The sequence below is a fragment of the Rhodococcus sp. MS16 genome, from assembly GCF_013277795.1.
GTDB classification, from domain to species: Bacteria; Actinomycetota; Actinomycetes; order Mycobacteriales; family Mycobacteriaceae; genus Rhodococcus_F; species Rhodococcus_F globerula.
The window spans coordinates 560600-574481 of sequence record NZ_VBTM01000001.1 but is presented as its reverse complement, the minus strand read 5'-3'; the positions used below and the strand labels follow the sequence as shown (position 1 = coordinate 574481).

Below are 13882 nucleotides of genomic sequence, written 5' to 3'. Positions count from 1 at the left end.
AAGCAAAACCCCCTTTCTTTCAGGGATTCGCGTAGCCGGTTCACGAATGCAGACCACCCGAATGCGCCGAGCAGTCGAAAAATGTCATGTGCGCATGCCGAGGGAGAGGATCGCACTGTGATCGCCTGCGGGGGAACGTCGGATGTGCGGAATGAAAACGATTGTTTGCGGAACCTTGTATCCGGCAAGATTTTCCGATACTGCTCAGTCAGGTCTTCGGTATCGACGACTTCGGAGAAGCCCTCCGGGATCCAACACGAATGGCATTCCGGCACTGAACGTTATGTATCAACGCCTCTCGGACAATCAGTGTGAAGCACAGAGCGTGAAAAATTGAAGGTTCCTTCCCTGATGACACAGCCACCAGAGAGTCTTGACACATTAAGGTTGCAACCTTAATGTGTGGGTATGACGCAGACCACGTCTCGACTGGCGATGATCGAAGCGGCCGAACACATCGTCGCCGAACGTGGCTTGCACGCACTGACTCTCAAGGACGTCCAACTCACAGCGAACCAATCGAACAAATCTGCAGCGAAATACCATTTCGGTTCCCGGGAGGGTCTCATCGAAGCCCTTGTCGAAGCTCGGATGTCCCCCGTTGATACGCGTCGACAAGAAAAGCTCGACGAGATAACGCGACTGGGCACGCCGCCTACTACCCGACAAGCCGTCGAGGCCCTTGTCCGGCCGTTGGCAGCCGAAACTCTCGGTCGCTCCGGTAGTCGCTACGCGCGGTTCCTTGTCCAAGCCCTGTTCAATCCCGCTCTCGCTGACATGATTGAGAAGCACCTGAGAGCAGAAAGCTACAAGCACGTCCGGCAGTTGCTGATCGAACTCTGTCCGGCACCGAACCCGATCGCGATCTGGCGCACCGATGGCATCGTCATGCACAACATGACAGTGCTCGCGGCACACGAAGGAAGCGATCGCACTCCCGCAGAGAGTACGGCGATCGTCTGCGATCTCGTCGATACCTGCGTGGCCATGCTCGAGGCACCGACCTCGATGACAACCAAATCCTCAGGAGCATCCTCATGACATATGCACTTCCCGCTACTGCAGCACCCACACCGACCGATCCCCTCGCATACTTCGGACCGATCATCGCCCCGCGAACCGCAGAGAATGTGGAAACTCCTCCCTACGAAGTGTTCTCACTAGAACCACAGACACCGACCATCGGTGCCGAAATCTCCGGAATACGACTGGGCGGAAATCTGTCGGACGAGGTCATGGCGGAACTGCGCCGCGCACTGCTCGAATGGAAAGTCCTGTTCTTCCGGGACCAGGACATCGAACGCGCGGACCACCGTGCCTTTGCCGAAGCATGGGGAGACCTCGAACAGCACCCGTTCTACCAGTACACCCAACCAGGACAAAGCGACGTCGACGTCGCCACCCTCGCCAAGGACGCAGCCGCCGTCGGCGCCGAGAACATCTGGCACAACGACGTCACATGGCACGAATTCCCCTCGTTCGCAGCAGTTTTACGTGCCATCGAGATCCCCACTGTCGGCGGCGACACACTCTGGGCCGACACCGGCGCGGCATACGACTTGCTTCCCGGCGACATCAAGGCCCGGATCGATCACCTCGAAGCCGAACACGACTGGATCACCTCGTTCGGGTCCGGGATGCCACAGGAAGCGATCGACAAGCTCCGACCGAGCTTCCCACCGGTGCACCACCCCGTTGTGCGAGTGATCCCGGAAACCGGTCGGCGCGTACTTTTTGTCAATGTTGCATTCACACAACGAATTCTGGGTGTATCAGAGCAGGAATCAAACGAACTCCTGCGCCTGCTGTACCGTCACCTGATGCGCCCTGAGTTGCAGGTTCGGTTGCGGTGGAAGCCGAATACCATCGCTTTCTGGGACAACCGGACGTGCCAGCACTACGCGTCGAGCGACTACTACCCCGCGCGCCGTGTGATGGAACGCATTTCGATCATAGGAAGCAAGCCCACCGGCATCTCGCGGTAACCCGGCAGGGAACTGCGACTTCGCATCGCGACGAGCCAAGAGCGAATCGTCGCCACCTCGGCTGGTCATTGCATTCTCGGGACTTCGCAGCTTTCGAGACCATCCGAGTTTCGCGCGCTGAGGAACATAACGCCCGATCCGGGCCCGCACATGGCATACATCTGCCGTAATGCGCTTGTGGACAATGCTTTTGACTCGCGGTGGTCACCGGTGTTAATTCGGATGATCCACTGCAGCCCAGAACCAAGATATGACTACCGCCCCATCTCCGGATTCCCTATCTTCCGGCCATTTACAGGAGTGTCCCCGTGACCGAAGTACCCGCCTTACCTGTCCACACTGATCTGCGGTCCATACTCGAGACGCGCAGCAGCTGTCGCGCGTTCCAACCGGACCCCGTTACGCGTGAGACGATCGAGCAGATCCTCGAGATGGCACAGCGCACTCCCTCCTGGTGCAACACGCAGCCCTGGCAGGTTTCGATCACCGAAGGGCAAGGCACCGAGCGCTTCCGGAAGGGACTCGCCGAGTATGTTCGGTCGTCTCCGCAGGCACCGGATTTCCCTTTCCCGGCCGAGTACCGCGACGTGTACGGCACGCGCCGTAAGGAGTGCGCGACGCAGTTGTATTCGAGCGTGGGCATCGCGGCGGATGACCGGAAGGCCTCGTCTGAGCAGACCATGAAGAACTTCGATCTGTTCGGTGCGCCCCACGTCGCGGTCATCACCACCGACGAGGCACTCGGCGTTTACGGCGCGATCGACTGCGGGTTGTACGTCAACACGTTCTTGCTCTCCGCGCACAGCCTCGGTCTGGCCGCTGTTCCGCAGGCTGCTCTCGCCGGGAGCGCGCCTTACCTGCGCAATTTCTTCGACCTTCCCTCTAACCGAAAGGTGGTGTGCTCGATCTCGTTCGGCTATGCCGACGAATCCCACCCCGCCAACGGCTTCCGCACCGATCGGGTGGACATCGGAACGGTCGCCGACTGGGTGTCCTGAGTCGACGGCCCGTCGCTGCCCCAGTCTTCGTTCCACTCGAGAAGGACCCCTCACATGTCGTTGAACCTTGCAGACCTCTTCGAAGCCGTTGTCGACAAACTTCCCGACCGCACCGCCCTGGTCTGCGGCGATGAGCGTCGTACGTTCTCCCAGCTCGACCAACGGGCGAACCTGCTCGCCCACCACCTCGCTCAGCGAGGTGTCCAGGTGGGTGAACATGTCGGCATCCACATGCGCAACAGCACCCAGTTCGTCGAGGCCCTGCTGGCATGCCTCAAGATTCGTGCGGTGCCGGTCAACATCAACTACCGGTACACCGAAGACGAGCTGACGTACCTCTACAACAACTCTCAGATCGTCTCGTTGATCGTCGACGGCGAGTTCGTTCCGATCATCGCCGGCGCCCTCCCCGCCTGCCCTGGCATCAAGGACGTACTGGTATTCGGATCCGTGGATGATCCGACGTCGATATCCTTGCCTCTCAATGACTTCGACGACGCGATGCGGACCCAATCGGCGGACCGGGATTTCGGCCCACGCAGCGATGACGACAGATTCGTCATTTACACCGGGGGCACAACCGGAATGCCGAAGGGAGTGGTGTGGCGACACGTGGACTTCTTCATGGCCGCACTCGCGGGTGGAAACCACGGAGGTGCCGCCTTCACCAACACCGCCGACCTCGCCGACGCTGTCGCAGCCAACTCCCACCCCATGGCGTTTCTGCTCCCGGCACCGCTCATGCACGGCGCCGCGGTGTACTCGGTGTTCAGCGGCTTCTTCAGCGGCGCAAAGCAGGTTCTGATGCGCAGCTTCGAACCAGTCGAAGCGCTCCGTCTCATTCAGGACGAGCAGCTTTCCTGCGTCACGGTCGTCGGTGACGCGATGGCACGTCCGTTCACCGATGCGATAGCCCGCCACGGCTCCGACTACGACCTCACCTCGCTGACACTTGTCAGCTCCGGCGGTGCACTGTGGTCACGCAGCTCGAAGAACCAGCTTCTCGAACTGATGCCGAACTTGTTCTTGCGCGACGGATTCGGAGCATCGGAATCCGGGGTGGACGGCACACTCGAGATCGACGCGGACGGCAACATGCGTGTCGTGGGTAACCCCAACATGCTGGTCGTGGATGAAGAACTGCGTCCGATCGAGCCCGGCTCCGACATGCTCGGATACATTGCCCGTGTTGGACACGTACCACTCGGGTACTTCAACGAGCCGGAGAAGACCGCAGAGACCTTCCCCGTGGTCGACGGGGTACGGATGTCGATCCTCGGCGACATGGGCCGGGTCGAACCGGACGGCTCGATCGTGCTGCTCGGCCGCGGCTCGGTGTGTATCAACACCGGCGGTGAGAAGGTGTTCCCCGAAGAGGTCGAGGCTGCCATCAAGAGTCATCACGCCGTGATGGATGCCGTCGTCGCCGGCACACCGAACGCGCTTTTCGGCGAACAAGTCTCGGCTGTGGTGCAACTTCGCGAGGACTTCGAGGATATCGACACCGATGAGATCGCCGAACATTGCCGGGCCTCGATCGCCGGGTACAAAATCCCGCGTTCGATCGTCGTCGTTCCCGCCATCGTGCGCTCTCCCGCCGGAAAGGCGGACTACCGCTGGGCTCGCGCGACCGTCGCGGAGGTTGTAGGCGCATGAGCGTAATCCAAGAACAGCACGGCAGGATCCTGCTCATCCGCCTCGATCGGGAGAACAAACGCAACGCGATCGACCGCACCATGGCAGAGGGAATCGACGAGGCCCTCAACCGACTCGACGACGATCCGGCTCTGTGGGCCGGAATCATCACAGGGACAACGACGATCTTCAGTGCAGGCACCGACCTGAGCGAGCGCGCCGACCTGAGAACCGAACGCGGTGGCGAGTACGGGATTATCCGACGGCAGCGGAGCACCCCTCTGATCGCCGCCGTCGAGGGACCGGCCCTCGGCGGAGGATTCGAAATCGCACTTGCCTGCGATGCGCTCATCGCTTCCCGTACAGCGAGTTTCGGACTCCCCGAGACCCGTCGCGGACTCGTCGCGACATCGGGCGCCCTCTTTCGGGCCGCGCGGGCATTGCCACCGAACATCGCGCGAGAACTACTTATCTCGGGTCGCACACTGGACTCGGACCGGGCCTACCAACTCGGACTGGTCAACGAGGTGGCCGACGCGGGATGCGCGCTCGATCAAGCCATGGCGCTCGCCGAAGACATCTGCCTCTCGTCCCCGATGTCGGTACGTGAGAGTCTGCGTGCGCTACGCACCCTGACCGTCGACGAGGACGCACTCGGATGGCAGGCCACCGAACGAGCGATCGAGGTCTTCCTCGAATCGGACGACATGAAGGAGGGCATCAGCGCATTCTTCGAGAAGCGCCCGCCGCAGTGGCTCGGACACTGAGCCACTGGCACACGACGAGAGTCACGACGATGAGACAACAGACGATGAACGAGCTCGTATCGATCAATCCCGCCACGCTCGAGGAGATCGGGCGTATTCCAATCACGACCGAGGAGGAGCTGGATCAGGCCGTCCGGAACGCAGACTCGGCCCTCGCACAGGGTAAGACCGACCGTGCATACCGGCAAGAGCTGCTGCAATCGTGCGCTCTCGAGCTGACACGTAAGAACGCCGAGATCGGGCCCCTGCTGGTGATGGAACAGGGCAAGACGACCACCGAGGCCGGCGGTGAGATGTGGATCAGCGCGAAAAACTTCACACACGCGGCTCAGATCGACTGAGCTGACGAAGAATTCGGTCCCGATCTCGCCGGGCGAACCGCCCGCTATCACGCCATCGGGGCGACGCGACTCTGGCCTTTCGCGCAGCGTGCCCATGACAAGATCCTCCGACACCTTGCTTGTCCAGGCTCTCACGATCATATGGCGCCTCATCTGCGCGCCCCGGTGCACCGGGAGGCCGTACTCGCGAAACTGCTGACATGGCCTGATCCACCGGCAACCCCACACGATTTCTGGTGCCGTATGTCAGCGGCTCAGCGCGAGAGTATCGAACAGAATGTAGGCGGCAACGGCGAATACCAGGTACGCGAACCAGCGCTGGAGTGATCCGGTGTTGACGCGGTTGCCGAACCTTCCGGCGACCAAGGAGGCAACGATCGCAGCTCCGCTGAAACTGATCGTGATGGCCGGATCGATGGCGACGCCGCTACCGAGATGTGAGATCAAGCCGGCGGCGGAGTTCGCGACGATGATCAGAAGCGAGGTTCCGATCGCGATCTGCATGTCTATTCCCAACATCAGGACAAGGGCGGGGATGATGAGGAATCCGCCGCCGACGCCGAAGAGCCCGGTCAGCACACCGACAGCGAATCCGGCTGGGATCGCACGAGGTGCGCAGCGACGCCAATTGATACCGGAATCACCTACGCTGCAGGCGGTCCCGGCATTGCCGCGGTCGGCGAGCATACGAGCACCGGCAACGATCATGACCGCGGCGAACCCGGTCATCACGACGGACTGCGGGAGCAGTCGCCCGAGGGCACTACCAATGAAGGTTGCGGGGATACCTGCAGCGGCGAACACGGCGGCCAGTCGCCACTGCACCAGGTGGGCACGAACTTTCGGGATGGCTCCGACGGCAGAGGCGACACCGACCACGATCAGTGAGATCGGGATCGCCTGGTCGATGTCGAGGCCGAGGGCGAACACCAGGACCGGTACGGCGAGGATGGAACCGCCACCGCCGAGGAGTCCGAGAAGGATGCCGATGACAGCGCCGGCCGCAAGTGCGATTGCGAGGGTCATCGGAATCCGTTTCCGTTCATCGGCGGTCGAGGATCTGCCGCATTGTCACGAGTCAGTGTGGTTGCGTGGTAAGTGAATCGAGCGCAGCTTGCAGTCTGGTGGCCGCTTCGTCGGCGATGGCCCCCAGTGCCGGCTCGCCGGTCACCTCGGCCATGAGGGCGGGGTTCATCGCATCGACGATGACGCTGTTCTCGGCGGTGCGGTCGGCGCGCACGACGACGTTGCACGGCAACAGTAGTCCGATCTGCCGCATGACGTCGACGGCTCGATGCGCCAACGGCGGATTGCAGGCGCCGAGGATGAGATAATCCTCGATGTCTTCGTCGAGCTTGGCCTTGAGAGTCGCTTTCATGTCGATCTCGGCGAGTATCCCGAAACCTTGCTCCGCCAATGCGGTGCGGGTTCGTTCGACGGCGTCGTCGAAGGTGGTGTTCAGGGTGGCCGTGAGTGCGAGTTGCATGATCTACGTCCTTTTCGGGGATCCAGGGTCTGGGATCGGTCAGCGGGTGCCGAGTCGTGGGATACCGAGGCGTTGGAGTATCAGGCTCATCGGGCACCACCCCACTGCGCTGTAGAGCAGGAGATTCGCAGCGACGAATGCAGTGAGAATGAGCCACCAGGTGGAGAAGGCGAGTGTCAAGGCCACACTGAGTAAGACGACCACCCCGCCCAGCAGGGGAACGATCCGTTCGATAGTCCAGCCGTGATGCCGAGGGAGAGCTGTCATGATCTGTGTCTTCCTTTCCGATTCGTTGTTCCGCGATACCCGCGGGTCAAGCGAGCGCGAGGAAAAGCTTTTCCAGTTGGGCTTCGGTCATCGGCTCCTTACCGTTCTCGGTATCGCCGGTCATGCATTCGCGCAGGCCGGTAGCGACAATCTTGAAGCCCGCCCGGTCCAGGGCCCGCGAGACCGCGGCGAGCTGAGTGACGACGTCTTTGCAGTCGCGGCCCTGTTCGATCATCGAGATCACCCCGGCGAGTTGGCCGTGAGCGCGGCGGAGCCGGTTGAGTACCAATGCGATGCTGTCGTCGTCGCCGACCATGGGAATTCCTTTCGAAGATGAATCGCTAAACTAAATTATACCCCTAGGGGTATTTATAGCTCGTGGTTCGGCAGGTCTGTCCGTCACATACCTGCCGAACCGCCGTGGCTGTCGGCCAACTCCGTCAGTGCGAAAAACTGATGTCGGGCAGCACTTTCCGCAACCACGCCGGGGACCACCACGCGGCATGTCCGGTCAACCGCAGTAGCACCGGCAACAGGATGAGGCGGATCAGGACCGCGTCGAGTAGGACTGCGACACCGAGAATGATGCCCATCTCCTTCGGCGGTAACGGGTCAGCGAGCGCGAAAGTGAAGAACACGGCCACCATCACCGCGGCGGCGGCGAAAATCACTCGTCCGGAATGCGCCAAGCCGGCGACGTGTGCGACCTTAGGGTCCCCGGACCGTTCGTAGTGTTCTTTCGCCGTGGCGAGGAGGAACACGGTGTAGTCCATGGCGATCGCGAAGATCATCGCGAAGAAGAACACCGGCCCCCAGCCATCGAGAAAGCCTTGCGGGGTGAATCCGAGCAGGGATGCACCGTGCCCGTCCTGGAAGATCAACTTCGCAACGCCGAATGCGGCTGCGGTGGAGAGCAGGCTGACCACGGTGCCCAGGATGGCGATCAGTGGCGCTTGCAGAGCCACCAGCAGCAACACGAACCCGAGCACCAAGATGATGCCGACGATCAGCGGGAAGTAGTCGTTCAGCGCTTGCTGCAGATCGAGGTTCTCCGCCGGCGCGCCGCCCACGAGCGCGCCGGAGGGGAGGTCCGCACGCAAGGTGTCGAGGATAGTGCCCATCTGTGCATCCGACGGGTCGACGGCCGGCATGGCCTGCAGCATCACATAGTCACTACCGTCCGGGGCGGGTTGCGGCGGCGTGACCATAGCGATGCCGTCGGCCCCAGCAGCAGCCTGCGCCGTCTGCGAGGCTTCGGCGGCGGGAGCGATGATCTGCACCATCCCGGGCGCACCCTCACCCATCTGGGCCTGGACGAGTTCGTAACCTTGGCGCACCGGGGCGTCGGCGGGGACGACTTCAATGGAAGGCATCGCAACCTTGAGACCGAGGACCGGGATCGACAACGCGATCAGCACCAGGACAGAACCGATAGCGAACGGCCACGGGTGACGATGCAACAGCTCACCCCAGGCTGCGAACCGCGGAGAACGATGCTCTTGCCGCTTCGCGTAGGGAAGCGAGCCGGCGTTGACTTTGCCACCCAGCGCGCCCAGAGTCGCCGGAAGAAGCGTCATCGAGGCCAGCAGAACGAAGAAGACGGCGAGCATGATGCCGATCGCCATCGTCCGCACCGCAGGGGCCGGAACGAGAAGCACGGCCGACAAACTGACCAGCACTGTGATACCAGACAGGACAACGGCTTTGCCCGCCGTGTCCATGGTTTCCGCCACAGCTGCCTGCTTGGAGGAGGCGTGCGCGATCGCGTCACGGAAGCGGGCGACGATAAACAAGGCGTAGTCGATACCGAGAGCGAGAGCGAACATCATCGCGAAGTTCATCGCCCACACCGATATCGGAGTGACCTGGTTGAGTAGGACCAGGCCACCTGCCGAGGCGACGAGTCCGGCCAGGGTCAACAGCAACGGGAGCCCTGCGGCGACGAGGGACCCGAACGCGAGCACCATGATCGCGAGGGTGACAGGCCAGGAGAACAGTTCGGCCTGAATCATCGCGTCGTGGTTGGCTTTGTTGAAATCACTCCACAGTGCCGAAGCGCCGGTCGGGTAGACCTCGATGCCGTCTCCGGACAGAGCGGTCAACTCCCCCTTGAGATCGTCCACTGCCTTGACCATCTCGTCGGTGGACGCGTTCGCGCCCGCGATGAGAATTCCTGTGTGCCCGTCCGGGCTGATGGACATTCCCGGTTGCGGTGCGATGATGGCACCGAAACGGGTGTCCCCGGCGAAGACATCCGCGACCGCAGTGAGCGTTTGCTGCACTTCGGGACTGTCGACGGTGCGGTCGCCGGAATGGACCACGACCTGGACCGCGGCGGAGGAGTTACCGCCGAAGTGTTCCTGTGCCAGTTCGCGGACCTGGACCGATTCCGACCCGTTGGCTTGCCATCCGGCGCCCGCGAGTGAGCTGAACACTGATGGTGCGGCGGCGCCGAGGGCGACGAGGACGATCAGCCAGACGCCGAATACCCATTTCGCATTGCCTGCCATGGCCGCGCCCATACGCCCGAGCGCTCCGCCGGAGGATCGAGAGGCCGACGTAACGCCTTCCTCGACAGTAGATTTGCCGGTCATTGGTTAACTCCTGAAGATGCGGTGAATGGGAGGGGCGTGCGCAGCAGTATCCGGTGCGCCGGTCAGCGGCCGAAAAGGGATCGGAAGAACCCGGACCCCGAGTCAGGAGCAGGGGTGCAGGTGCAGCGCCGCGCTTTCGGGACACCTGCCATGACCTGATCGGAGTGCTGGCCGCATCCTGCCCAGGTGGTCTTGGAGCAGGAAGAACATGTCGTGGGGTAACACATCTGGAATCTCCTTGTCAGACGTTGTGCCACGTATGGGCACGAGAGTTTTCGTGATTAGGCACTATTCGAACGACCGGTCGACCCAGGCCGAGTATCCGCCGACCAGGTCGCTAACGTTCTCGATGCCATCGGCCCGCAACAGTGACGCGGCGACGGACGAGCGCCAGCCGCCGGCGCAGTGCACGACGATGGGCTTGTTACGTGGCAGGTCCGCGAGCTGGGAGCGGAGCTGGGCGAGCGGAATCGACCGGGCACCGTCGATGACCCCGAAGTCGCGCTCGCCGGGATTTCGGATGTCGATCAAGGTCACCGCATCCGAATCCAGGAGCCCCTCCAGCTCGACCGCAGCAGTACGCGGCGCGGTACGGACAAGGTCTGTGAGCGAGTTCGGAAAGATGCCATCGGCGTCGACAGTGAGGTAGCCGAGTGCGTTGTCGGATCCGATGCGCGCCAAACGCATCGCCGCAATCTGTTCCTCACCCGGATAGGTGATGAGTACGATGCGCTCGCCGATATCGGCGACCATGCCACCGGTTTCGGCGAACCTGCCGTCGAATCCGACATTGATCGAGCCGCGCAGATGCCCGCCAGCGAAGTCGTCCGGGGTGCGGGCGTCGAGAACGCGAGTTCCGTTGGCCATTTCTGTCCGGAGCTCCTCCGGTGTCAGCTCGGCGATGCGCCGATCTTGTTCGAGGAGAGCGCGATTCGATTTGTTCAGGGCCACATCGGTAGAAAAGTACCCCGGCACCGCAGGCTGACCGTCGGTGATCAGAGCAACGAACGTATCTTCACTCATCGGCTGCACCGACGGGTTCGTGCGGCGCTGCTCGCCGATGGTGGAGGTCAACTCGGCGGAGAGGTTCTTGCCGCAGGACGATCCTGCGCCGTGGGCCGGCATCACGGTCACCGAATCGGGCAACGCCAGCAGTGTCTGGTGGACGGTGCGGTACATCGCCCGAGCCAGGTCGGTACTGGTGCCGTCGCCGAGATTAGCCAGGTCGGGGCGGCCGACATCGCCGATGAACAGCGAATCCCCGGTCAGCACAGCGGACGGCGTTGCATCTCGATTCTCGCGCACCAGCAGGCTGATCGACTCCCACGTGTGGCCGGGAGTGGAAAGGATCTCGATGTCCACCTCCCCCAGTGTCAGGTGTTCGCCATGGCGAAGTCGGCGGATCGGGTAGTCGGTGTCCGCGATTTCGCCGAAACCGATCCACGCGCCGGTCGCCTCGAGCAACTCGAGGTGGCCGGAGACGAAGTCCGCGTGAAAGTGCGTGTTGACGATCCCTTCGATAGTCAGGTCATGGCGGCTTGCGTCCTCGAGGTATTCGGTGATGTCGCGCCGCGGATCAACCACGATGGCACGGCCTGTGCTCTCGTCGCCAATCAGGTACGACGCATGCGAGAGGCACTCGATGTAGTACTGCTCGAGGATCATCGAACAACCTTTCCTGAATCTGGACGATGGTATGCACACAGGATGCCATATACCCCCTGGGGTATGTCAAGTACCCCCGGGGGTATATGGATGGACGTACTGATTAGGTGAAGAAGTCGTTCACTCGTCGGTGCAGAGTCCTCGATCGCCACGGGCCCCGCTGGGTCGTGACCGCCGGTTCCGTCCTCGCGGCGCCCACGCTGGTGATCATCGCGACGGCTCTCGCGCTCCCGATCTTCTTCGCGGGGTGGGAGATCGCCGGTATCGCGATGGGCGCGGTGCCCTATCCACCTGCATTCGCCGCCCTGACCCCGCTGATACGGCGACAACTACGTCAAAACGCTGATGATCCTCACCCTCGCTGCAGGTCTGGCCAGCACCGTCTTCGCACCCCTCGCCGCCCCTGGCCGATCGATTCGATTGGCGTACAACCTACTTGGTTTGTCAATGGTGTTGGCTCTGGTCACGATCCCCGGGCGTGTGTAGGGATTACGGGGGTAGGTGGCCTGACCCGATTCGTCTACCGCACGCGCACCTCAGTGATCATCGCATCGGTAGGTACTGCCGCTCCTCGGAATCGTTGGGTTCCGCCGGGTTTCTTCGCACCGCGAGAGAGAAATACGTGCGCTGACCGTACGGATTGAGAGGGCTGACGGTCCGGCGTGAGCAAATTTAGTCCGAACTGCTGGTCCGGCGCTCGAGAAGAACTGTGTCGTACTGCTTCCGATCATCACCACAGTCGGTAGAAATTATGCGAAAACAGATGACGAACCGTCTCTCGCCGCTGCCACGGAATTATCACCGCCCAGCAGACGCACAATGCGCCGTAGGATCGAAAGGTGAGGCCGCTCGAAGGAGGAGCTGTGGCTAACTATCCAGAAATGTATGAGCGTCTACGGACGCTGATGGGTCAACTTGGACGCGAAGCGCCGGCGGCGATGGGCGCTTTCGGCTCGCTGCACATGGCAAGTACCGCAGACGGGGCCTTGCCGAGGAAAACCAAGGAATTAATGGCCTTGGCGATCGGGATCGCCGCGCACTGCGATGGATGCATCGCATACCACGTGCATGATGCACTGAAAGCGGAAGCTTCTCGTGCCGAGGTCATGGAGACCATCGGTATCGCAGTGATGATGGGCGGAGGGCCCTCTGTCGTCTACGGCTGCGAGGCGCTCGAGGCAGTCGAACAGTTTGCCAGTTCAACCGATTGACAGCGGGACAGGGTTCTCTTTCCGACAGAAATTCGAACGGGCCCGCGCGCAAGCGTCACCGTAGATGGAACCACGTGCGTGTGTTCTCACCAGCGGCCGGAGGCCCTCGACTCGGCACACCGCTGTTAGAGCAGACTCTCAGACACCCAACGGTGCCTTACCTGACAGGCCGAGGACACGAAACTGCCATTCCGTCGCCAGTTGGCCCAGCGAGTGCGGGCACATGAGACCGGGACTGGTTGAACCCGTTCCACCTCGACAGACTGCTATGACCTCTATGGAAGACGGGATGCTGTGCTCACCCAGATAACCTCAGCTCACCGACTTTGATTGTTGCCGGACCATGGAGATTCGGCGTGTGTACCACGCGTCGCCTGGGCGAGCGTCACATAGATCTGAAGGTCACTCTGCACGTGAAAAGTCTGCTCTCCATCCCGAACCCGAATGGTGCCACTCATTTCGAAGCCGCACCGTGGGAGGGGGCGGCAACATGGCGCAACGTCTAGACGCATCTTCGATCACAAAGATGGTGCCGCCACCAACTGATCCCGACCACGGTTACGAAATTGTGTGACTTTTGGTCGATCCTGCACCAGATGACAGCTGTCAGGCGGAATGGGATAGGAGCCGAACGATGACCTTCGGCCCTGGCTCTGCCACCAAGACCACGAAAGGGTAAAAGCAGGGACCCCTCATCCAACGCAGAAACTGGTTACGAGCCTGACACATGAACACCGCGCCATTCGACGAAAGAAGCCATGAATACACGAAATTCAATGCAGCACAAATCTATCCATGATTATGAGGACGGGTCCGCATTACGGCCCCCACCTTTGCGAGTCGCGGTATTACGTCTCCTCGGCTGCGTTGCACGGACTGTGAACCTCGTCGCCCAGCGCCGCATCTGTCAACCGACAGAGCACATAGGGCAAG

Annotated in this window: 14 protein-coding genes; 8 read left to right on the top strand and 6 right to left on the bottom strand. The window is 61.7% G+C overall.

What is annotated here, in order from left to right:
* The first annotated feature begins 408 nt into the window (after nt 1–408).
* The 6 genes from FEZ60_RS02730 to FEZ60_RS02705 all read left to right on the top strand — a co-directional run bounded on the left by FEZ60_RS02730 (nt 409) and on the right by FEZ60_RS02705 (nt 5726).
* A complete protein-coding gene (locus tag FEZ60_RS02730) occupies nt 409–1041 on the top strand; it encodes a TetR family transcriptional regulator (protein ID WP_230590342.1) in 633 nt (210 codons plus the stop codon).
* Entirely contained in the window at nt 1038–1985 is a 948-nt protein-coding gene (locus FEZ60_RS02725) for a TauD/TfdA family dioxygenase (protein ID WP_033236246.1), read from the top strand. The genes FEZ60_RS02730 and FEZ60_RS02725 overlap by 4 nt, the downstream gene beginning before the upstream one ends.
* 308 nt (nt 1986–2293) lie before the next feature.
* On the top strand, nt 2294–2983 hold the full coding sequence (locus FEZ60_RS02720; protein WP_172935473.1) for a nitroreductase family protein: 690 nt from the start codon (nt 2294–2296) through the stop codon (nt 2981–2983).
* 54 nt (nt 2984–3037) lie between these two features.
* Nucleotides 3038–4639: an acyl-CoA synthetase gene (locus FEZ60_RS02715; RefSeq protein ID WP_045067663.1), complete on the top strand. Its 1602-nt coding sequence runs from the start codon at nt 3038–3040 to the stop codon at nt 4637–4639.
* Nucleotides 4636–5385: an enoyl-CoA hydratase-related protein gene (locus FEZ60_RS02710; RefSeq protein ID WP_045067662.1), complete on the top strand. Its 750-nt coding sequence runs from the start codon at nt 4636–4638 to the stop codon at nt 5383–5385. Before FEZ60_RS02715 ends, FEZ60_RS02710 begins: the two co-directional genes overlap by 4 nt.
* Nucleotides 5386–5414: 29 nt before the next feature.
* Nucleotides 5415–5726 (top strand): aldehyde dehydrogenase family protein, encoded by a 312-nt coding sequence (locus FEZ60_RS02705; protein WP_162487746.1) that lies wholly within the window; start codon nt 5415–5417, stop codon nt 5724–5726.
* 246 nt (nt 5727–5972) lie between these two features.
* Here the strand turns inward: FEZ60_RS02705 and FEZ60_RS02700 are convergent, their stop codons facing one another.
* The 6 genes from FEZ60_RS02700 to FEZ60_RS02675 form a co-directional block, all read right to left on the bottom strand.
* Nucleotides 5973–6752 carry a sulfite exporter TauE/SafE family protein gene (locus FEZ60_RS02700; RefSeq protein WP_045067661.1) on the bottom strand — a complete coding sequence of 260 codons (780 nt, stop codon included), beginning with the start codon at nt 6750–6752 and terminating at the stop codon, nt 5973–5975.
* 52 nt (nt 6753–6804) lie between these two features.
* Nucleotides 6805–7212 (bottom strand): DUF302 domain-containing protein, encoded by a 408-nt coding sequence (locus FEZ60_RS02695; protein WP_045067660.1) that lies wholly within the window; start codon nt 7210–7212, stop codon nt 6805–6807.
* Between the two features lie 39 nt (nt 7213–7251).
* Nucleotides 7252–7479 (bottom strand): DUF2892 domain-containing protein, encoded by a 228-nt coding sequence (locus FEZ60_RS02690; RefSeq protein WP_045067659.1) that lies wholly within the window; start codon nt 7477–7479, stop codon nt 7252–7254.
* Between the two features lie 46 nt (nt 7480–7525).
* Nucleotides 7526–7795, bottom strand: a complete 270-nt coding sequence (locus tag FEZ60_RS02685) for a metal-sensitive transcriptional regulator (RefSeq protein ID WP_045067658.1) — start codon at nt 7793–7795, stop codon at nt 7526–7528.
* Nucleotides 7796–7919: 124 nt separating this feature from the next.
* Nucleotides 7920–10073 (bottom strand): MMPL family transporter, encoded by a 2154-nt coding sequence (locus FEZ60_RS02680; RefSeq protein ID WP_084702796.1) that lies wholly within the window; start codon nt 10071–10073, stop codon nt 7920–7922.
* Nucleotides 10074–10361: 288 nt separating this feature from the next.
* Nucleotides 10362–11738, bottom strand: a complete 1377-nt coding sequence (locus FEZ60_RS02675) for an MBL fold metallo-hydrolase (RefSeq protein WP_045067656.1) — start codon at nt 11736–11738, stop codon at nt 10362–10364.
* Nucleotides 11739–12601: 863 nt separating this feature from the next.
* Between FEZ60_RS02675 and FEZ60_RS02670 the strand changes: the two genes are divergently transcribed.
* Together FEZ60_RS02670 and FEZ60_RS02665 are read left to right on the top strand one after the other, a co-directional pair.
* Entirely contained in the window at nt 12602–12949 is a 348-nt protein-coding gene (locus tag FEZ60_RS02670; RefSeq protein ID WP_233363778.1) for a carboxymuconolactone decarboxylase family protein, read from the top strand.
* A 356-nt stretch (nt 12950–13305) separates the two neighbouring features.
* Nucleotides 13306–13455: a hypothetical protein gene (locus tag FEZ60_RS02665; protein ID WP_162487745.1), complete on the top strand. Its 150-nt coding sequence runs from the start codon at nt 13306–13308 to the stop codon at nt 13453–13455.
* The last annotated feature ends 427 nt before the right edge of the window (nt 13456–13882 follow it).